Genomic DNA, 22,433 nt, shown 5'->3' on the forward strand with positions numbered 1-22,433 from the left:
TCAGGCTGACAGCATAAGATTATTATTTCAAATATTCGTTATCTTCATCCTCGGCACTAATGTCGGAGTCGGATTTTGAATCGCCTCCACTTAAGTCAGCATCGTTTTTTGGATAACCTTCTTCGTCCAAGTCGTCACGGTCATCCTCAGGTGTGCGGGCAAGCGATTCGTCAATTGGGTCAAGCTCCACAATCTCACCGCTGTCAATATGCATTCCTAAACCATCAACATCTGTTTCGAGTGAGCGGTTCTTATCATATTCCCCTTTGGTATCATAAGGATTAGCCTCGTCATAACTTGAGTCGAAATCACTGCCTCCGGGCGCTGCCGTATCAAACAATTGAGGCGGATCATAGTCCGGATCATCGTTTTCCACAGCAATTTCGTAACTGTCAGTTTCCGGGTCGTATTTCAAATCGTGTGATGATGTTTCGCCATCCAGATCATCTTTCATTTTCTTATCTCTGTCCAGGTTCTCATCATTAAAACCAGGATAGAAGGTATCGTCGTTTTTCATAGGTTTAAACTTTGTATATAGATGAACATTAAACATCCTGTCAAAGTTTTAAACGGTTTGAAATATTAAGACGAAAGCTCTTGACGCATAATCATCAACCACACCGTCATTCCCGAGCGTAGGCAAAAAATCTTTTCAAAGCGATGAACGAAACCAGTTTGAAAAGACCTCTCCCATCGTTCGAGATGACAGGTAGGTGTTAAGAAGATTAATTTTTTAGGAGGAACTATTTACCTTAATGTAAGCGGCTTGCGGTAGGAGGTGAAACCGCCAACTGCAAATTTAAAGCCCAGTACAAACTGGCTGTACAGGTCTTTACGGGTCCCCGCCTTTATGCCGTCAAGTTGGTCGCCTAATACGTAATTAGCTTGCCAGCCAAAATCCACTTTAATGGTAGGCTCGTTATAACTATTAAATATTTTTAGCTCGTAACCTAGTTTTAGCGGTATCATGAGTTCACTGCTGGTATTGCGGCCGGTGGATGTAAAATCGGGTATGTATAGCGAACTGCGGTTAATTTCAGTTATGTTGTTATAAATAACACCCAAGCCGGCACTCGCATAAACGTTTTTTAATGCGTTAAAAAATGGCTTGTTGTTGTAATCCATCAACTCGCCAGCTTGTATTTGCGCCCTAAAAGTTACCGCTGTATAGTTGTTTTTAAACTGCCGGCCCGATAGCGTATTGAGCGAATCGCCGCCTGCCAGTTTACCAATTTGCACCTCAGCAATGTAATTTAAGAATGGAGTATGGTTGTAGGTGAAATTTATGTGTGCAGCAGGTGTTCCCTTAACCGTTTCGGCATCGGTATATGCATAGTTGAGCGCTGCAGCAAATCCTAAATCATATTGGGCATAATTATAACCTAACTGCGCCTTTGCGAAAAGGAAGGAAAGGCAGATACCTATTGTTAAAAATAGCTTTTTCATTATTATGGTATCCGGCTGTAGGTGTAACGATTAGTTATGGTTGTGGTTACGCCCCCAACAGTGCTGGTTGTAGTTTCATAAATAACAAACTGCAGCGTGTCTATACTTTCCACTTGGTATTTCAACAGCAAATTGCCGCTTTTAAAACTTAGGGTTTGCGGCGTGGTTGAGGAGTTGGCAGAATAATAGCCTTCAAAGACTCTTCCGTATAAGGTAGATGAGTAGGTAGCCTGGTTGTCTGTTTTAAATTCAAAATAATCCTTATCAGTAAAATCGGTTAAGTTAACCGTGGTAGGAGCATCTGCATCAACCTGGGTGGTGATCTCAAAATCAGTTAAAAACCACTTGCCAAGTAGTTTAAGGTTTTGCAAACTATCCGGAACAACAGCCGGATCCGTTTTGCAACCACTGGCAAATAGTATAGTTACCAGTAATAAAACGCCGTAAATCTTTTTCGTCATGTCTTTCGCCTTTAAAATTAGTGTTTTATTTATCGGCCACCAATTTTTCCTTGTTACGATTAAACAAAAGTTTAAGTTATAAAATAAATTCGGCTATAGGCAAAATGTATATATTTGGGCGTTTTTAAAATTAAATACAACTACAACAAACCCGATATGTCAAAAATTAAAGTAGAAAATCCGGTAGTTGAACTGGATGGCGATGAGATGACCCGCATCATCTGGCAATTTATCAAGGACAAATTGATATTCCCTTACCTTGATCTGGATGTTAAGTATTACGATTTAGGTATTGAGTACCGCGATGAAACTAACGACCAGGTTACCATTGATGCGGCTAACGCTATCAGACAATATGGTGTAGGTATCAAATGTGCTACTATTACGCCAGACGAAGCCCGTGTAAAAGAGTTTGGCCTGAAACAAATGTGGAAATCACCAAACGGTACGATCCGTAATATTTTGGACGGTACAGTTTTCCGTGAGCCAATTGTGATGAGCAACGTTCCGCGTTTGGTTCCAAACTGGACAGCGCCTATCTGCATTGGCCGTCATGCTTTTGGCGATCAGTACCGTGCTACCGATTTTGTTACTAAAGGCAAAGGTAAATTAACCATCACTTTCACTCCTGAGGATGGTAGCGAAGAGCAATCATTCGAGGTGTTTAACTTTAAGAGCGATGGCGTTGCCCTGGCTATGTATAATACCGATGAGTCTATCCGTGGTTTTGCACATGCTTGTTTTAACCAGGCATTGATGAAAGGCTGGCCTTTATACCTGTCAACCAAAAACACCATCCTTAAAAAATACGACGGTCGTTTCAAAGATATTTTCGAAGAGATCTATCAAAACGATTACAAAGCTAAATTCGACGAAGCAGGTATTGTGTACGAGCACCGTTTAATTGATGACATGGTTGCATCGGCCCTTAAATGGAACGGTAACTTTGTTTGGGCTTGTAAGAACTATGACGGCGACGTTCAGTCTGATACCGTAGCACAAGGTTTTGGTTCATTAGGTTTAATGACCTCTACATTGGTTACACCCGATGGTACTGTAATGGAAGCTGAAGCTGCACACGGTACCGTTACCCGCCACTACCGCGAGCACCAGGCCGGCCGCCCTACATCAACTAACCCTATTGCTTCTATCTTTGCCTGGACCCGCGGTTTGGAGTTCCGTGGTAAACTGGATAACAACCAGGAACTGATTGATTTTTGCCACACTCTAGAGCAGGTTTGTATTGAAACTGTTGAAAGCGGCAAAATGACTAAAGATTTGGCCATAACAGTAAAACCTAAAGTTGAGCATGGTACCGATTACCTGTACACCGAAGAGTTTTTAGAGGCTATCAACGAAAACCTGAAAGCTAAGTTGGGTAAGTAAGCCTAATTAGTTTTTACATAAACAAGCGATGCCCTACTTCCCCATAAGTAGGGCATTGCTGTTTATAGAATGCATTGTTCATGTTGAGAGCATCTTAAACACAGGTGTTGTACACCAACAACAAGTTGGGTGTAAGTAGTTTTATAACATTAGGTTTAAAAAACTAAATTTGAACAATTTCTATTTATCAACTTAGTATTTAATCAGTAGCTTATCATGTCGGTACTTTATCCTTTAAAATTCAGAACCATTTATAAAGATAAAATTTGGGGCGGCCAAAAAATCAGAACCTACCTGCATAAAGATTTTGGCGACCTGCCTAACTGTGGAGAAACCTGGGAAATATCGGGCGTAAAGTCTGATGTGTCAGTTGTAAACGGAGGCGCGCTTGAAGGGCAATCTTTAGCCGATTTATTGGAGCAGTATAAGGATGAATTGGTAGGCAAGGCGGTTTACGCGCGTTTTGGTAATATTTTTCCGTTGCTGGTAAAGTTTATTGATGCCAATGATGATCTTTCTATACAGGTACACCCTGATGATGAATTAGCCAAAAAACGCCATAACTCATTTGGTAAAACCGAAATGTGGTATGTGATTGAAGCCGATCCAGGTTCGAGCCTCATTGCCGGCTTTAACCAGGAAGTGAATGAGCAGGTTTATGTAGACAAGCTGAATAGCGGTCACCTTACCGATATACTCAACCGTGAGGATGTACAGGCGGGCGATGTATTCTTTTTACCTGCAGGCCGGGTACACACTATTGGAAAAGGCCTACTGATTGCCGAAATACAGCAAACATCAGACATTACCTACCGCATCTACGATTTTGACCGTGTAGATGATAAAGGCCAAAAACGCGAGTTGCATACCGAAGAAGCTTTAGCGGCAATTGATTACAAAAAGTATCCTGAATATAAAACCCAATACGAGCCTAAACAGAATGAGGCCGTACACCTGGTAAGCTGCTCGTATTTTACAACTAATGTGCTCGATTATACCGAAGGGGTGAGCAAGGATTATTCCTCATTAGATTCCTTTGTTATACATGTTTGCCTGGAAGGTAGCTACCAGATTAAATACAACGGCGAGACCTATTCAGTAAAGATGGGTGATAGTATTTTGTTGCCTAACAGTGTGAACCAGATTGAGCTAACTACCACAACCGGATTTAAAATATTGGAAAGCTATATAGCTTAATCATACTACCAGAACTGTTATTTCGAGCGTATGCGAGAAATCTTTTCATGCAACAGCCTTGTCAATATGAAAAGATTTCTCACTATCGTTCGAGATCACAGATTTGAAAACTTCCTTACTCTGCCAGTAACTTACCAAACAACTGCACATGCCAGCTATCCTTTAGCGGCACTTCCCATTTGGTTTGCAACTCAGCTATGTTTTGTAGCAGGTTGTTGAATACAACGGTATCTGCAGTTATTTCGCCAGCTTTAATCAGTTCCTCAAACTCATTACGCGGAACCGAAAAAATGTTCCCGCCATTACGATAGGCCAGGTTAAAGCGGTCGAACAAGTTAATTTGAAACTGTTCTTCTAACTCTTTCAAAAAACGCACCGACTTATCAATAGAACAGCCGCTGGCACCAGCCTGGCTTTCATCAACCACTAATATAATAAAGCGGTTGTATTTAACTTGCGCGCCTGCTTTAAGCTGGTTGTTATGAGCGGTCCAGGCCTGGGTAAATTCCTGAAGCTGTTGTTGTAGTTGCTGAGTTTGATCATCTGTCAACTCTTTGTTTGACTGGTAAATCCATACTCTTGAATTTTGAGAAAATTGCATATACAAAGTTATCATTTTTGTAACTTCGGGATGAGAGTATTGTTGTCATGCTGAAATCAGGTTTTCGAACATACAAAGGGCTATTCGTAGGTGGACTTATTGCCTTGGCAGGAGCGGGGCTTAGCTTCACTACAATGCTCGATAGGTTTCAAACCCTTACCTGGGGCAATAAATGCCTGTTCGAGGCTTATGACCCATCTGACGAGATAAAACTGCGCAGGTGGGAGCTTAATTTAACGCATGATGACTTTTTACGCTTCAAGAAAGTTTATCAAAACGGTAAGCAGGAATACTATTCTGTTAGCTTGCGCCGCTTCAAAGACATGGATTACCTGGGTACCACCACCCGCGGCATACTCCGCATAAAAACCCAAACCGACGATATCATTGTACAAACCTATAATGACCCTAAAGGCAATGTAGACTCTATGACCACCACCCTGATAATTCCTGTCAAAAATATGGAAGCCGAACGGTTGGATAGCTTGTACACTGCGTTGAATTTTTTGAAGATACCAATGGGCGTAAAGTAGTTTTTAATTTTACCACTTGTTTAACCACGGTTGGCTTAGCGTGCTTAGTGCCCAATTCTTCGTCCATATCCGATCCCTCCATGAAACTGTATACATGCCGGGATTATTGGCGGTGAAGAGTAAAGCTGTAGCCTTGCCATCTTTGATGAGTTGCTATTACAAGCTTCCAACGCACGGAGAGCGAATAATACGTTTCACCAAACCGTTACAATCATTAGCCAGCTCGATATATATAATGCCGCTTTTAGCAGAAGCGCTTAAGAAAGCTGCATCAAAAATTTAAACTTTAAACCAAAGCGTATCGCCCATTACATAACCCCGCTTGTCGATATGTAAATGAACTTTTCAATTTCCTGCTGATGAATATGGCTATTTACGGTACTCAGAAAATTACAAACCTGGCCCCGATGGGAGGTTTCGCATAGTCATTGCTTGTAACGTAAAGCAGCACTAACATAGCAGGCAGATACCCGGATAACGAATGCACCATGCCTTTAAGCATAATTTGATTTTGGGCAGGTAGGATAGAGCTGTTTTTTTAGAAGTATCTATCTCCTGCTATATTTACTACAGGCTCTCGAAAAAAAATAATTACCTTATTCGTCTTGAAGTCAATTAATTAAGCCGCTGATTGAGATTTGACGGGAGAAAAAGTGAAAATATTTTCAAAATAAATTTTCATAAATCAAAAAACAAGCTACATTTGCAGTCCCAAAACGACGGTATCATAGCTCAGTTGGTAGAGCAAAGGACTGAAAATCCTTGTGTCGCTGGTTCGATTCCAGCTGATACCACCAGAACGAGTATCAACTCAAATCAAAACCCTGTAGATCGCTGATTTGCAGGGTTTTTTGTTTTCTAACTTACTCAAAACTGATCAAAATTTCTTGATAGCTGTGATACCGAAAAGGATACCTGTCAAAGTCTTTTAATTTGCAGGTACCAAATAGGGGGTTAACTGGCTTTGATACAGCTGGTTGTTATGTAGAGATACCTTATATTTGCGGTGTTTGAACCCTTTTGATGCGGTTTTTAAAGGACTTTTTTGTGTGGAAATATCACAGGAGATGCCCGTGTTTCAACTCCTCGCGCCTTTGCTTCACTGTAAATTGGATTTATCTATAAAATGGAGGAGATTTCATGTTGCATATTTTTGCGTCTCAAATCCGATGCAAGTACCATTTTCGCAACTCGGGAAATCGCGCGGAACACTGTTGAATTGGATAACGGGGATTGGGATACCCCTGCTAAGATTGCACACTTAAATGAATTAGATGCAAATTACAGTAATGTTGCTCTCGAAGTAATTAACAAGGTAATTAATAGATAGGGATTTAGTAATAAATTTGTAATATGTTGATTTTATTAGATATAGATGGTGTAATGGTTCCTGCTAACTCTTGGAAGAAACCTGAGTTTTTGGAAGACGGCTTTCCAATCTTTAATTTCAGATCTGTGAAAGCTCTTCAGCGAATATTAGCTGCAACTAATGCATCTGTTGTATTAACAACGTCGCATAAAACGAAGTATAACGCTAATGAGTGGAAGCGAATTTTAAAGTCTAGAGGAATTAATCCGAAAAAAGTGCGGAGGTTGCCCACAAATAGTTTGAGGGTGAGCCGGCAGGATGAAATATTGGAATGGTATAGAAAACATCCTGATTTAAAGGAGGAATTTGTCATTATTGACGATGATAAAATGTTAAGTAATTTGCCAGAAAATCTTAAAGAAAACTTGGTGTTAACAAGCCCCTCTGTAGGACTGACAGATGATCTCGCGGATGAAGCAATTTCAATTTTAAACAAAAAATCTACACATTATTATTGAGGAAAATAATCCTGAAGAATATTGCAAGTTTTGCAGGTACTAAATGGCTCAGATCCATACTCGGATGGTTAAGAACGAATGTCTTTTAAATGAATGTACAATTCCCATTGGAGCTACCAACTTAGTTGTAACTCCATTTATTATGTTTATTCAACGTTAACTACTGGTGCTCGTGAGTTTAGGAGCAATAAACTTTTAAGATATTTAAATAAAGGGTGGAAGTCGGCTGGGGTAAATTAATAAATAGGGTAATAAAACCCCGCAGGCTTGCAAGGCAAGGCACTGCGGGGAAGTAACCGCTACGTTACAGTTCTTTATCTCCAATCAACTTTGCGTCGCGGGTATTCTTTTGTACAGCAATGGCCGAAAATATGCTGAGGCAAAAAGCCATTGCGTAAAAGCCTTTCTCACTTCTGGCGATGCCAGCATTCCATAAGCCAATCGTTAACAGAATCATTGAAGCTATGGTGGCAAACCAGCTCAGGCCGTAGTATAAGTCGGTCACTGCTAGTCCTTCAGCCCGGTCCCTTACACTCTTTTGCACGGAGATTACGGCGAATAGACCAAACAATAAAATGGTAAAGTAATAGCCTTTTTCGTTCAGCTGCATACTGGCATTCCATAAGCCAATGCAATAGGCTACTGTTCCGGATAACAAGGCAAACCAGGAGGCGCCTATAAACGCGGCAGTTGGTTTGAACGGGTTTCTGCCGTTCTCAGTAAGTTTTGTAAAAGTTGAATTTTCGTCTGTTTTGTGTTGTAGCGGTTCCATGTTGTTTTTGTTTTAATGATTAATATGGAAGCAAATGTGCGCTATAAAACAGCACTTATAAATTCAGATTTCGCTATTTACTGACGATACATTCTATGATAACATTAGCTTTATAGGTATTATTGTATCCTCATGGATCCACTTTCAGCGTTAATCAGTTTGCTCGATACTAACGATAAAAAGCTTTTCAGGCAGTTTTTAAAGCGCAAAAACAAACGGAACGATGTAAAGAATTTGCAACTACTAGATTTGATAGAAACTGACGATATCAGCAGGTTAGACCAACTCTATCATCCAGAAAAAAACAAGGACGCCTACCACTCTTTACGTAAAAGGCTACAGGATAGCCTGCTCGTGTTCTTGTCGCAAAAAGCCTTCGAAAGCAATCAATCGGACACTTATGACGCGCTACGACTCGTGGTTGTAGGGCGTTTCCTATTAGAAAACGATGTGGTGAAGGTGGGTTTCAAATGTTTGGATAAGGCAGAACGGCTGGCTGAGCACTTAGAGCAGTTTAACTTGTTGAATGAGCTTCTGCTATTAAAGCTGCAATATGCGCACTTACCGGAAGCCGAGGATTTTGAAGGTTTAACGGCACGCTTCCTGCACAATCAATCAGATATGCAACGCGAAGCCAAACTCAACATGGCCTATGCCTTTTTAAGGCATGAATTGCAGCAGATACACCTGGGAGGGAAGGTTGTTAATCTGAATACCTTAATGCTGACTACTATCCGGAAATACAAAATTTCGGTGCAGGATCTGATGACTTACAAGTCCGTTTACCAAATCCTTTTTATTGCTAATGAATACGCAGCTATACAGCATAATTACGGGTTAATAGAACGCTACATCGACCGGACTCATCAGTTTATACAAAGGCAGGCTAACCAAAAGAAAGCCTATCTCTTTTACCATATCTCCATCTTGTACTTTCTATCAAATTTCCATTTACGACAAAAGGATTTCGCAAAGAGTACGGCTATATTAAAGGAAATGATAGACTTGATGACTTTGGATAGTCGTTATCATGCGGTGTTTTATTTGCGTTATCAGTTGCTCTCAGCCCTCAACCTATTCTTTACCGGTTTTGCTGATCGGGCAGTAGTCATATTGCGGGAATCATTATCGGTTTCCAAACCCTCATCTAAACCCGAGGACATTGAGGATATACGAATATGCCTGGCTATGTTTTTAGCCCTCTGTGACAACCGCGAAAGCTTGAAGCAGTTAACGCTGCTAACACGTACAGACACCTGGTATGAGAAAAAGATGGGTATGCTTTGGGCCATCCGCAAAAACCTGATGGAAATTTTGGTACAAGCACAATTCTCTAACATTGAGCTTGCCATGTCCCGCTTAGCCAGCTTTCGCCGCAGATACAGAAAGTACTTGCTTAAAACATCTGAAGAGCGTGTGCTGATGTTTTTAAGTTTGGTTGAGAGATACCTGTTAAAGCCCGACATTGTTTTTGAAACATCTTATCAAAAAAAGGTATTGAACTTTCAAGGCGAGACCGGCAATAGCGACATTTTTATTTTAAGCTTTATCAGTTGGTTAATAGCACAGTGGAAGAAAAAAAATGCATATCAAGTGGTGCTGCAACTAATTCAGGATGATAGCCAGTTACAAGAATAAGTAGGGTATTCTTCCTCTTTCAATTTTCCTGTTCTCAAAATAATCCGGTCCGCATCTAATCTTTACTAATGGCTAGCCATTAAGCAGGATAGCGCTAAATTGGCCGTTATTTTTAGAAATTTAATTATATTTACCTGAACCAATTGTTAAAGCTAAAGTATGAGCGGATTTGTGCAGCGAAAGCATACTTTCTATATACTTGTTATTTTCTTTTTATTTCAGTTTGCTGCCACCTTAGCTCAACAGCCACTGAGGTTTAATCATTTGTCTTTCAAGGAAGGGCTTATACAAAGTCCTGTAGCAACATTGTTTCAGGACGATAGAGACTTTATTTGGATTGGTAACTGGAAAGGCTTAACCCGTTATAATGGCTATGAATTTACCACTTTTAAGCATCAGGAAAATAACCCCGAAAGTTTAAGTAATAACCGGGTAAATGCTATTTGCCAGGATAAAAAAAAACGGCTTTGGGTTGCTACCTCAAACGGGCTGAATATTTATGATCCTAAGACTGAAAAATTCAAGCATATAGGTATCCTGAATATCAAAGGCGGGCGCAATTATATCTCGTCTGTTATTCAGGACCATAACCGTAATATTTGGATAGCCACTTTCGGTGGTGTAAAACAGGTAGATACAGCAACCCTAAAAATCGAAGACGTTGCGGCTTTTAAAGGTGATGGCCATTCAGACATCAATAATGGCATTACCTTTACACTTTTTCAGGACAGGTCATCCGTCATCTGGATAGGTACACGCCAGGGAGTTAAGCGATTCAATCCCCAAACCAAAGCAATAGTTCCCCTTCCACCATGTTTGGCTAACAACACAGAGCTATCTCAATCCAAGGTTCTGGTGATCAGGCAGGACAGGCAAAACAACATTTGGTTTGGTACAGAAACATCGGGCCTGTTTGTTTACAATCCTGCTACGGGCAACTGTCACCAATACAAGCATGATGATCAAAACACTAGATCACTGCAATCAGACTGGATTAAAGCTTTATTGATACGTAATGATAATACCATTTGGGTGGGTACCCGTCGTGGCTTAAGCATTTTCCACCCCGAAAGTGAAAATTTTGATAATTACACGCACGACCCGGCCAATGCAACTAGCCTGAACGACCACACAATCTGGAGTTTTTTGCAGGATAATGCGGGCGGAGTCTGGATTGGTACTTTTGCTGGTGGGATCAACATATCCTATCCCGGAAATAACAATTTTACCAACATCGGCGAACGGGTAGGTAACGAGGCCGGCCTAAACCACCCGGTGGTAAATGCCATATTAGAGGATACCGGCCACAAGTTGTGGATTGGCACTTATGGGGGTGGCCTTAACCTGGTTAACCGTGAAACTGGCAGCCACATTTACTACTCTGTTAAAAACACACGACAGGGCAATTCAAGCAACGGTGTAAAGTGCTTGGCGCAAGACAAGCAGGGCAACTTGTGGATTGGTACGCTGGATGGTCTGTGTAAATTTAACAAGCAAACTAAAGCCGTTACTTATTTTAAATTTGCCATTCATGAGGGTAAATTAAGTGAAAATCTGATTAATGCTGTTTTGCCCGATAAAGATGGCGTTTGGGCGGGCACTAACGGCGGCGGCTTGCAGTTTTTAAAGCCCGACGGTTCTTACACAACCCTTACGCACCAGGAAAGCGACAAGCACTCGCTAAGCGATAATTTTGTTACCGCACTGCTGTATGATGAAAAAGGTAACCTGTGGATAGGGACGCAAAGTGGTTTAAACTATTATGACAAGGCGCAAAAACGTATAACAGCCTGCTATAAAAGAAAAGGACCTTTCGCTATAAGCCATAATACAGTTACCTGCCTGTTTTATGACAGTAAAAAACGTCTTTGGGTAGGTACGGAGGGTGGAGGCCTCAATTGCTTTGATGAAAAATCGGGCCGGTTTTACAATGTCAACACTAAGTTGGGTGTTACGGATGATGTAATACACACCATTGTGGCAGATAACACAGGCAAACTATGGGTAAGTACTGACGACGGCTTGTTCAGAATACGCTTCAGCAATCATCAATTTCCCTTTACCAGCCTTAATACACACATCACTCAGTTCACCGCCAATGATGGCCTTGCCAGCAACCAGTTTTTAACCAACTCGGGGCTCAAAACTAAAAATGGCGAACTGCTTTTTGGAGGCATCAACGGTCTAACTATCTTCAATCCCCAAAGCTTGCTTAAAAATAGCCATAAACCGCAGGTGGTGCTAACCCGATTGTCGATCAAAAATAAGCCGGTGGCAATTAATGACGAAGATTCACCCTTAAAAGAAGCGATAACGGAAACGCGAAATCTTACACTTCAATACAATCAGGGATATATTACGCTTGATTTTGCTGCATTAAACTTTAATAACCCTGAAAATAACCAGTATGCCTATAAGCTCGAAGGTTTAAAAAGTAGCGATGATTGGCATTACGTGGGTGCGCAGCATAGCGCCAGCTACACCAATTTAGATCCGGGCAATTATGTGTTTAAAGTAAAAGCGTCCAATAACGATGGTTTATGGAACGACGAGCCAACGGTGCTTAACATTAAAGTATTGCCTCCGTTTTGGCTCACCTGGTGGGCTTATGCTTTGTATGCAATAACCTTTTTCTTTGTTCTGTATGTTATCATCAGGTTTTTTAAAGTACAGGCTCGCCTGGAGCGGGATCTGTATCACGAACACCTGCACAACGAACGGCAGCAGGAGCTTTACCAACTGAAACTGAATTTTTTTACCAATATATCGCACGAAATACGTACACCATTAACGCTCATTTTAGGTCCGCTGGAAAAGCTAATGGAAAGCACAAGGGAAAACTTCAGCCTTTATAGGCAGATTGGTACCGTAAAAAACAATGCTGACCGCCTGCTGCGCTTAGTTACGGAGTTGCTCGATTTTAGAAAGGCCGAAGCCGGCCACCTAAAAATGTACTATGCCGAAAACGATATTGTAAAGTTTGTAGAAGAAATCTTCCTTTCGTTTCAGAACCTGGCTATTAGTAAAGACATCAATTATAAGTTTGCTTCGGTCTATAACCATCAAGAAATTTATTTCGACAAAGACCAGTTAGAAAAGGTATTCTTTAACCTGCTTTCCAACGCTTTTAAGTTTACACCTAACGGAGGCTGTATTACCTTAACTATACAGCAAAGTAGTGCAAACGAGGGCTGGATTGAGATCAGCGTAAAAGATAACGGCAGGGGTATTCCAGAAAATGGTCAGCAAAACCTTTTTCAGAACTTTTTCCAAGTAGAGGATGGCCAAAATCATCCGATAGGAACTGGTATTGGTTTGGCGCTTTCCAAAAACATTGTTGAGTTACATAAAGGAGAAATTGATGTACGCAGCAAAATGGCCACTGCCACTGCTGCGGGCGAAACCGAGTTTATTGTTTCTCTTCAAAAAGGAACGCAACACCTGAATGCCGGTGCCATTATAGAACATGATGCCAACGGTGAAGATGCAGCCCAGTATTATTTACATACAGAAGTTGACGATATAACCGAGAATCACGGTAATGCTTTAACCGTTGAAAGCGCTTATACCATTTTAGTGGTAGAAGATAATGATGAAGTACGAAAGTTTATAACCGAATCGCTCGAAAGCCAATACCGGGTAATAGGAGCAATGCATGGTGTTGAAGGGTTGACGACTGCACTTGAGTATTTGCCCGATTTGATAATTACTGATGTGATGATGCCCGAAATGGATGGCACAGAATTTTGCAGGCAGGTAAAGAGCGATGAACGGTTGAATCATGTTCCCGTAATTATGCTTACGGCCCGCGCAAACTATGTGCATCAGTTAAGCGGTTTTGAACATGGCGCCGATGCCTATATTACTAAACCTTTCAGCTTGCAACTGCTGCAGTTACAGGTGAGCAACATTTTGGCATCCAAGCAGGCTATAAGACAAAGGTTTAGCCGGGAGTTGCTATTGCAGCCACAAAAAACAACACTCGTATCCCCAGATGATAAATTTTTAGCCAGGCTCATGAGTGTTATTGAAAAGCACTTGGATGATGCTGGTTTTGGAGTAGCCGAACTGATTGAGGAAATAGGCATGAGCAAAAATGTACTCTATAAAAAAGTACAGGCTTTAACTAATCTTTCTGTGGCCGATTTTATAAAGTTCATTCGCCTTAAGAAGGCCGCACAGTATTTTGACGAAAACAAACTCTCAATTGCTGAGGTAGCTTTTGCCGTTGGTTTTAACGACCGGAAGTACTTTAGTAAAGAGTTTAAAAAGCAATTCAACTTGTCGCCATCAGAGTACCTGTCTAAGCATGCCCCCGAAGCTGCCAACTAACACGTTATAATTCGCAAACCCATATCGGTTTAGTTTAAATAAGCCGATTTTTGCTTTATGGCGAAGATTTTACCCCTATTTAAGGAAATTTGACGCCCCCTGTCCATGTAAAATCGCTACATATTTGCCTAACCAATTTAACTAATTTTTAAGATGAGAGACTTTTACCTTCACCAGGGCAAAGGCAACTTTGTGTTGTATACGCCTGCCTTACCTATGCACCCGGCATGTGTGCCCGGTCAATCAGCCATTGGCAAATTCATAAAAACCAATTAACCATAAACCACTGTATGGACAAATTTTACTCTGTAAGAGCGTCTGTTGGGAACAGTTTTTTTAGCAAGCTCAAAGCAATAGTAACAATCCTGATTACTGGTATTGTACTTTGCTCAGGTTTAAACTCGTTTGCTCAACAGACCATAACGGTAACCGGTACCGTAAAAGATTCAAAAGGCGAGGCGCTGCCCGGCGTAAGCGTGCGCATCAAAGATTCGCAATCGGGTACTACTTCACTGGCTACCGGCAACTATAGCATCAGGGTGCCTAATGCCAACGCTACGCTGATATTCAGTTTTATTGGCTTTGGTACACAAGAAGTTGCCATTGCAGGCAGAACCCGAATTGATGTTACCATGGGCGATAATGCTACCGGTCTTAACGAGGTGGTAGTATTGGGCTTTAACCAGCAACAAAAGAAATCATCATTAACAGCGGCAGTAAGTACAGTTAGCGGGCGCGAAATTTTGCAGTCGCCAACAGCTAATACTACCAATAGCCTGGTTGGCAGGGTAACGGGTGTTACCGCTGTGCAGCGCAGCGGGCAGCCAGGTGCAGATGGTGCCGTGCTTAACGTACGCGGGCAGTCCACTTACAACAACTCAGGTGCTATTGTGGTGGTTGATGGTATTGAGCGCCCCAATTTTGGCGACATTGACCCTAACGAGATTGAAAACATCAGCATACTAAAAGATGCCGCTTCAACGGCCATTTATGGTATACGTGGTGCCAACGGGGTAATTGTAGTTACCACAAAGGTGGGCCGTATAGGTAAACCCAAAGTAAGCTATACCGGTAACTTCAGTTTGCAAAGCTATACCGGTATTCCTAAGGCGTTAAGTGCCTATGATAATGCTTACCTCATGAACGAGGGCATGCGCAATGATGGCGTTGCTCCACGCTGGACCGACACCGAGCTGCAAAAGTTTAAGGATGGTTCAGATCCCTTGGGTTATCCGGATGTAAACTGGTTTGATTACCTCACGCGCAAATATTACCCGCAAACGCAGCATAACGTAAACATTAGCGGCGGTACCAATGTGATCAGGTATGCTGTTTCTGCCGGCTATTTATATCAGGGTGGTATATTCAAAAAGTTCGATTCGCCTTTTGGCATCAACTCACAACCCGATTATAACCGTTATAATTTCAGAAGCAACGTTGATATAAACCTGAGCAAAAGTTTAACGGTAAGCGTTAAACTTGGCGGGCGCATGGAGCGCCGCTATCAGCCGGCGGGTTTGCGCGCTTCATCGGGCAATTTCTCGTACGATAACCTGGAAGGTATGATCTCGCGTATTTTACAAACGCCATCATTTGCCTATCCGGTTATGTTGCCCGATGGTCGCATTGCACAAAACTCCGAAGTGGGTACCAATATTTGGAATCCACTGGCGGTAATTACCCGCTGGGGCACTCGTAACGATGATAATAACACGGTTGAAAGTACCTTTAACCTTAACTGGAAACTGGATGCCATAACTAAAGGACTAACCTTTACTACCAATTTTGGTTACGACTCCTATTACACCAGCGCCACCCGCCGTAATGCCGTTTGGGCCGCCTATACTTATGATAGGCAAACAGGTGCAATAACGCTATCGAGCGACAGGCCGCGCGATGAGCCTTTGAGTACACTGATATCTGAAAGCGGCGGTACATTGCGTACCAATATCCAAACAGGGTTTAATTACAACCGCAGTTTCGGTAATGATCATAACGTAAGCGGGTTATTGTTAGGCACCCGCCAGCTCATAAAAGGTGAGGGCACTACACAATACACCATACCGCCACGTGCCGCTCAGGGCGTATTAGGCCGTATTACCTACAACTTTCGCGAAAAATATTTCTTTGAAGCTGATGCTGGTTACAATGGTTCTGAAAACTTTGCCAAAGGCAAACAGTATGGTTTCTTTCCGGCAATATCGGCCGGGTGGACTATCTCTAAAGAAAGCTTCCTGAAAAATGTAGAATGGCTGGACTTTTTGAAGATTAGAGGAAGTTACGGTAAAGTGGGTAATGATCAGTTAGATCAGCGCTTCTTATTCCTTACCAATTACGCTATTACCACCAACGGTATACAGTTTGGCCAGGTAACTGCGCCAACCAACAACCAAATAGTTTATCTGCCAAATACCTCGACCCTTAACGGGTTAGGCAACCCGGATATTACCTGGGAGACCGGTATTAAAAGGAACATCGGTTTTGAGAGTGAGTTTTTTAATCATCGCCTGAAAATTAATGTTGATTTCTTTGACGAAAAGCGTTCGGATATCTTAACCGACAGGCGTTCGGGCTTATTAGCATTTGGGCACTTATACCCATCGCTTAACGTAGGTGAAGTATACAATAAAGGTTATGAGGCGGAAGTTGACTATCAACACAAGATTGGTAAGCTAACATTGGGCATTAATACCCAGCTATCATTTGCACGCAACCGTATTGACAATGCCGATGAGCCAATTGGTGCGCCCGACTATCAAAAGCAGCAAGGTAAAAGGGTTGGCCAGTTCTTTGGTTATAAAACCAACGGCTTCTTTACCTCCGAGCAGGATATAGCCAACTCGCCTTTAGTAAGCTTTACAACTAAATCCATCCCCGGCGATTTGAAATATGTTGACGTTAATGGCGACAATGTAATTAACACGGATGACCGTGTAGCGATAGGTTATTCGCGCATACCCGAGTATACTTACAGTTTTACACCACGTGCATCATGGAATAATATATCATTATCCATCCTGTTTCAGGGGGTAGCCAATGTAAGTTCGGATGTTTTTTTGTCTGAGCAAAACAATGGCCAGCAGATGTATGAATTCATGCTCGACAGGTGGACGCCACAAACCGCGGCCAGTGCAACATGGCCTGCTATACACTCACGTTCAAGCACGTACCCCAACTACCAGCTTAATGATTTTGTGCTGCAAAACGCGGCTTACCTCAAAATTCGTAATGCTGAGTTAGCCTGGATGTTGCCTTCGCGCTGGGTTAAGGCATTAAAAGTAGCATCCATAAGGGTATTTGCCAACGGTCAAAACCTGCACACCTGGACCAAATTTAAAATGTATGTAGATCCGGAGAACGTGAACCTTTCTAACACGAGCTTCTCTAAGCAATCGCTTTACCCGTCATCACGCATCTACAATTTTGGTGTTAACCTGCAATTTTAAACTTGTTATGAAAGCTTTTAAATTATACACTATCATATGCACCGCTTTACTGCTCACCTCATGCAGTAAAGACTTTTTAGACCGCACCCCGGGTGTAACCCTACCTGAAGATGCAGTGTTTACAGATCCGGTACTGGCATCACAATATGCCATTAGCGCCTACGCTTATCTCGTGGACGATTACGTGCGCTTTGACGACCACCGCGGTACCACATCGCAGGCCTCAGACGAGGCCGTATCCGGTAACCTCGACCGCTCAGTGCTTTATCTGAACCAAGGGCTTTTTCATGATCATTCAGAAAGGGTAGCCTCGCTGAATGATATTGTGAACGTTTGGGACAGGGAGTACCAAGGGATTGCCATTACCAACATGATGCTCTCTAAAATGGCCACCGTGCCCTGGACAAGCATTCAAAACCCGGCACGTATAGAGGGTGAAACACGTTTTCTACGGGCATTTTTTTATTTCGAACTTATTAAAAGGTTTGGCGGTGTGCCGCTTATAGATCGCGTTTATGGCGTTAATGAAGACATTGACCTGCCACGTGCAAGCTACAATGATTGTGTAAAGTTCATCATGGCCGATCTGGAGAAAGCCGAAACACAATTGCCTCGGGCAGAAGATTTGCCCCTTGCCGAGAACGGCCGCGCTACAATCGGTGCTGCCAAAGCGCTGAAGGCAAGAGTACTGTTGTATGCGGCCAGCGCTTTGAATAATGAAAGTAATGACTTATCTAAATGGGCACAAGCTGCTGCAGCCGCTAAAGCGGTGATGGATTTAGGCACTTACTCATTGCAACCTACCTACAAAGATATCTTAAATGTAACCTCATCAACCGAGTATATCATGATGAAGGTTAGATCGACCCGTGTTAATACGGACGGTAAAATCATCGACTTTGCACAATCCCCAGGTTCGGGCGGAGCCAACGGGCAGATGAACCCTACCCAAAACCATGTGGATTTGTATGAAATGACCAATGGCAAGGCCATAGCAGATCCCACCTCAGGATATGACCAGCAGCGGCCTTACGCTAACCGCGATCCGCGTTTAACCTGGAACGTTATTTATAACGACGAAAATTATCAGTCTCGCAGAATAGAAATGTGGTCGCAAAACAATGCTAACGGTACCGTAACCTACGGCAAAGATTACAATGCCAACAACATAATTTATACTGCTACCCGCTACTATTGCCGCAAATACTGGCCCGAGGTTTACATTAACCGTGTAGCAGGCGCCACTTACCTTAACTTTTTGTTTTTTAGATATGCGGAGGTACTGCTCAATTATGCCGAGGCACAAAATGAGGCAGTTGGTCCGGATGCCAGTGTGTATGATGCCATAAACCAGATAAGGGCACGAGGCGATGTAAACATGCCACCCTTGCCCCTCGGCTTAACTAAAGATCAAATGCGCGAACGTGTCCGTAACGAGCGTGCCGTTGAACTAGCCTTTGAAGATCATCGCTGGTATGACATCATGCGCTGGAAAAAAGGCCCCGAGATTGTGGCCCAGCCCGTTTATGGGATGAATGTGATAAAAAATGCTAACGGCAGTTTTACCTACAGCAAGGTACTTTTGGGTTCCAACTACCAAAAAGTATTCAGGGATTATATGCACCGCTATCCTATACCACGCACCGAGATATACAAGAGTAAGGGCAAACTGGTGCAAAATACCGGGTGGTAGCGTAACTAACAGTCGGGAAATATTTCTCTTAACCCTAAATTCATTATGAGCTTAACCAAATACAAATATATTCTTTCGGTACTATGCTGTTTGCTTTGGGCAGGTATGGTACTGGCCCAAAGGCCTGATGAGCAGCTTACCATTTCGGGTAAAGTGCTGGGCGCTAACAGGCAGCCACTGGCCGGCGTAAACGTTTACAAGCAAGAATCGGGAGCATCGGTTCAAACCGGTGCCGATGGTGGCTTTTCCTTTCAAGGTACAGCTACCGACGTTATTGTTTTTCAATACGCAGGATACATAACTATAACAAAAATAGCCCCGGAGTTATCAAACGCCGACGTGGTGCTCCAGCCCGCATTGATTGATGCTGGCGATGCCGACGATGTTTATATACCATTCGGCATTCGTAAAAAGCGGCAGTTAACAGGCACGGTAAGTGCTGTTAAGGGAAGCCAGTTACCACAGTTGCCTTCATCAACCTTAAACAACGTACTGGTGGGCCGCCTTGCCGGCTTGTATATACAGCAAACTGATGTTGGGCCCGGTGCTGATGAGGCTACGTTTCTGGTACGCGGGCGCTCCTCATACAACAGTAACCAGCAACCAATTATATTGGTTGATGGTGTGCAGCGCAACTTTACCGATATGGATTTGAACGAAGTTGAAAGCATCAGTGTGTTCAAGGACGCAGCATCGCTTTCCTGGTACGGTATGTATGGTGCTAATGGCATTATATCGGTACGTACCAAACGTGGTTCAGCTACACGCACCCGCATTACGTTTGATGCACAGGGAGGTATGCAAACACCGTTAAGCCTCACCAGGCCATTGGATGCTTATACCTATGCTTCTTTATACAACGAGGCGCAGGCAAACAGCGGAGCAGCTCCTGTATATAACCAGGCTGCATTGGATGCTTACCGTAACGGAACAGATCCAATAGCCTATCCGAACAACAACTTTGTTGATCAGTTTATTAAAAAAGCTGCACCGGTACAGCGCTATGTAGCCACGGTTAGCGGTGGCAACAGCTTTGCACGTTACTTTACCATGATAAGCTATTTTAACCAGGATGGCTTATACAAAGGCGCCAACAACCCGGAGTACAATGCTAACAGCAATTTTCAACGGTATAACTTTCGTACCAATCTGGATCTGCATGTTAACAAAAATCTGGATGTGCAGGTTGATGTAGGCGGCCGTATTAACAGCTTGCGCCATGCCGATGCTACTAACTCAACTATACTGGGTGCTATTTATACCACACCGGCAAATGCCTATCCTTTGTTAAATCCAAATGGCTCATTTGGTGGTACTTCATTGTTCAGAAATAACCCGCTGGCACTTTTAACAGCCGATGGTAATGCCACCGATTTAACCCGAAGCCTTTTGGCCACCTTAACTGCCCGCCAAAAGGTAAACTTTATACCAGGCCTTTCTATAAATGTGTTGTATTCGTATGACATACGCAGCAATTATACCTCGGGCTATGCACAGGATTTCGCCGTGTATGAACCGGGTGCAACCGCGGGTAGCTACTCGGCTTATGGTACAGCAACTCCATTAACTTTTGCCAATACCGATTTTAACAGCAACCTGCGCAGTAACGAGTTTTGGGGCGGTTTTGATTATGATAAGACGTTTGGCAGTCACGGCATCAATTTTACTACACGCTATATGCGTACTGTTATATCGGCCCCTGGTTCACTTGATGATAAGGCAGAGGGTTGGTCTAACCGGCTTTCTTATAACTACAACCAACGTTACTTCGTGGATGTAATTGGCACCTATTCAGGTTCGCAAGTGTTTGCGCCGGGTAAGCAATGGGGCTTTTTTCCGGCCGTGTCTGCCGGATGGATTGTCTCTGAGGAAAGCTTCCTAAAATCGGCAAAGCTTTTAAACTACCTAAAACTGCGCGCATCCTACGGCATAGTAGGTAACGATGACTATAGCCTGGGCCGTCGGTACGCTTATAACAACTACTTTAGCCGCGGGCAAACCGGCTTTATATTTGGTACCGGCTTTTCTGCACCAAATGCAACAACCCAAAATGCATTGGCCAATCCTGATCTTACCTGGGAAAGAGCCCGCAAAACCAGCATTGGCTTTGATGCCAAATTTCTGAACCAGATGTTCAGCTTGAGCGCTGATTATTTTCAGGAACTGCGTTCGGACTTGTTGACCAATTCGCTCACACCAAGTATTATAGGCCAGAACTTAATACAGGTTAATGCCGGCAAGGCACGCTATCGCGGTGTTGAAACAGAACTGAGCTTTTATAAAAAACTGAATAAAGTTGAGCTGAACCTATTTGGTAACTATACTTATCAAAAAAGCAAAGTTCTGGCTATTAATGAAGAGGCTGGTTTACCCGCTTACCAGAAAGCGTTAGGCCATACTATTGGCAGTGTAATGCAGGTAAGTTCAAGCGGCCCTACCTACATTAGCAACTTTTTACAGGCCGACGGTATTTTCCAAAGCGATGCCGAGGTTGCTGCTTCACCCGTACAGCGTTTTGCCGGTACAGTTAAAGCTGGCGATATCAAGTACAAAGATATTAACGGCGATAACGTTATTGATAATTTAGACTTTGTGCGTACCGATTACAATTATGTGCCCAAGGCTTACTATGGTTTTGGTGGCTCGGTGAAGTATGCAGGTGTTGATGTGGCCGTGATGTTTCAGGGAACAGCAGGCCGAACAATTTCTATTAATAACCTGGTAAACAGCGGCACTGCAAGTAATGGTTACCTTAACCAGTTTAGCGTTAACCGCTGGACACCCGCCAACGCTAATGCTGCGATTTACCCACGCCTGCTGGTGGCCGATCGCGCTAACAACACGCAAAACTCTGACTTCTGGCTGCGCAATGGCGATTACCTGCGCCTCAAGCATGCCGAAATTGGCTATACCTTACCCGCCCGTTGGGTTAATAAGATAAAGCTCTCATCACTGCGCATTTACCTGAGTGGCTTTAACCTGCTTACGTTTGATAAGCTCGATGGTTTGGGTATAGACCCGGAGATGCCACAATCGGGTTATGCGTTCGCCTATCCCAACCTCAGGACCTACTCTGTTGGTATAAACGTGAAATTTTAATT

The 22,433-nt window shown here is 42.9% G+C and carries 15 protein-coding genes and 1 tRNA gene; 11 read left to right on the top strand and 5 right to left on the bottom strand.

Annotated elements, in window-relative coordinates:
• Positions 1-22 precede the first annotated feature (22 nt).
• The 3 genes from ABDD95_RS05235 to ABDD95_RS05245 all read right to left on the bottom strand — a co-directional run bounded on the left by ABDD95_RS05235 (position 23) and on the right by ABDD95_RS05245 (position 1,907).
• Positions 23-517 carry a hypothetical protein gene (locus tag ABDD95_RS05235; RefSeq protein WP_345950847.1) on the bottom strand — a complete coding sequence of 165 codons (495 nt, stop codon included), beginning with the start codon at positions 515-517 and terminating at the stop codon, positions 23-25.
• A gap of 230 nt (positions 518-747) precedes the next feature.
• Entirely contained in the window at positions 748-1,446 is a 699-nt protein-coding gene (locus tag ABDD95_RS05240; protein ID WP_345950848.1) for a hypothetical protein, read from the bottom strand.
• Positions 1,447-1,448: 2 nt separating this feature from the next.
• Positions 1,449-1,907, bottom strand: a complete 459-nt coding sequence (locus ABDD95_RS05245; RefSeq protein ID WP_345950849.1) for a hypothetical protein — start codon at positions 1,905-1,907, stop codon at positions 1,449-1,451.
• A gap of 156 nt (positions 1,908-2,063) precedes the next feature.
• Here ABDD95_RS05245 and ABDD95_RS05250 point away from each other — a divergent pair, with 156 nt between their 5' ends.
• On the top strand, positions 2,064-3,293 hold the full coding sequence (locus ABDD95_RS05250; RefSeq protein ID WP_345950850.1) for an NADP-dependent isocitrate dehydrogenase: 1,230 nt from the start codon (positions 2,064-2,066) through the stop codon (positions 3,291-3,293).
• A 216-nt stretch (positions 3,294-3,509) separates the two neighbouring features.
• On the top strand, positions 3,510-4,490 hold the full coding sequence (locus tag ABDD95_RS05255) for a type I phosphomannose isomerase catalytic subunit (RefSeq protein WP_345950851.1): 981 nt from the start codon (positions 3,510-3,512) through the stop codon (positions 4,488-4,490).
• 115 nt (positions 4,491-4,605) lie between these two features.
• Here the strand turns inward: ABDD95_RS05255 and ABDD95_RS05260 are convergent, their stop codons facing one another.
• The gene (locus ABDD95_RS05260; protein ID WP_345950852.1) at positions 4,606-5,091 is read right to left on the bottom strand and encodes an ABC transporter ATPase; all 486 of its coding nucleotides are present in this window, start codon (positions 5,089-5,091) and stop codon (positions 4,606-4,608) included.
• Positions 5,092-5,138: 47 nt separating this feature from the next.
• On the opposite strand from ABDD95_RS05260, the gene ABDD95_RS05265 reads away from it, so the two are divergent.
• From ABDD95_RS05265 to ABDD95_RS05275, 3 genes are all read left to right on the top strand, one after another.
• Complete coding sequence (locus tag ABDD95_RS05265) at positions 5,139-5,624, top strand: hypothetical protein (protein ID WP_345950853.1); 486 nt, start codon at positions 5,139-5,141, stop codon at positions 5,622-5,624.
• Between the two features lie 721 nt (positions 5,625-6,345).
• Positions 6,346-6,421, top strand: a tRNA-Phe gene (locus ABDD95_RS05270).
• A 556-nt stretch (positions 6,422-6,977) separates the two neighbouring features.
• Positions 6,978-7,451 carry an HAD domain-containing protein gene (locus tag ABDD95_RS05275; RefSeq protein WP_345950854.1) on the top strand — a complete coding sequence of 158 codons (474 nt, stop codon included), beginning with the start codon at positions 6,978-6,980 and terminating at the stop codon, positions 7,449-7,451.
• A gap of 304 nt (positions 7,452-7,755) precedes the next feature.
• Here ABDD95_RS05275 and yiaA read toward each other — a convergent pair whose 3' ends face one another.
• The gene (gene yiaA, locus ABDD95_RS05280; protein ID WP_345950855.1) at positions 7,756-8,223 is read right to left on the bottom strand and encodes an inner membrane protein YiaA; all 468 of its coding nucleotides are present in this window, start codon (positions 8,221-8,223) and stop codon (positions 7,756-7,758) included.
• A 132-nt stretch (positions 8,224-8,355) separates the two neighbouring features.
• Between yiaA and ABDD95_RS05285 the strand changes: the two genes are divergently transcribed.
• The 6 genes from ABDD95_RS05285 to ABDD95_RS05310 all read left to right on the top strand — a co-directional run bounded on the left by ABDD95_RS05285 (position 8,356) and on the right by ABDD95_RS05310 (position 22,431).
• A complete protein-coding gene (locus ABDD95_RS05285; protein ID WP_345950856.1) occupies positions 8,356-9,861 on the top strand; it encodes a hypothetical protein in 1,506 nt (501 codons plus the stop codon).
• Between the two features lie 159 nt (positions 9,862-10,020).
• Positions 10,021-14,193, top strand: a complete 4,173-nt coding sequence (locus ABDD95_RS05290; protein WP_345950857.1) for a two-component regulator propeller domain-containing protein — start codon at positions 10,021-10,023, stop codon at positions 14,191-14,193.
• A gap of 153 nt (positions 14,194-14,346) precedes the next feature.
• Positions 14,347-14,469 (top strand): hypothetical protein, encoded by a 123-nt coding sequence (locus ABDD95_RS05295; protein WP_345950858.1) that lies wholly within the window; start codon positions 14,347-14,349, stop codon positions 14,467-14,469.
• 14 nt (positions 14,470-14,483) lie between these two features.
• Positions 14,484-17,639 (top strand): TonB-dependent receptor, encoded by a 3,156-nt coding sequence (locus ABDD95_RS05300; protein ID WP_345950859.1) that lies wholly within the window; start codon positions 14,484-14,486, stop codon positions 17,637-17,639.
• A 7-nt stretch (positions 17,640-17,646) separates the two neighbouring features.
• Complete coding sequence (locus ABDD95_RS05305; protein ID WP_345950860.1) at positions 17,647-19,332, top strand: RagB/SusD family nutrient uptake outer membrane protein; 1,686 nt, start codon at positions 17,647-17,649, stop codon at positions 19,330-19,332.
• A gap of 45 nt (positions 19,333-19,377) precedes the next feature.
• Positions 19,378-22,431 carry a TonB-dependent receptor gene (locus tag ABDD95_RS05310; RefSeq protein WP_345950861.1) on the top strand — a complete coding sequence of 1,018 codons (3,054 nt, stop codon included), beginning with the start codon at positions 19,378-19,380 and terminating at the stop codon, positions 22,429-22,431.
• The last annotated feature ends 2 nt before the right edge of the window (positions 22,432-22,433 follow it).

This window comes from Mucilaginibacter sp. PAMB04274, from assembly GCF_039634385.2.
Lineage (GTDB): Bacteria > Bacteroidota > Bacteroidia > Sphingobacteriales > Sphingobacteriaceae > Mucilaginibacter.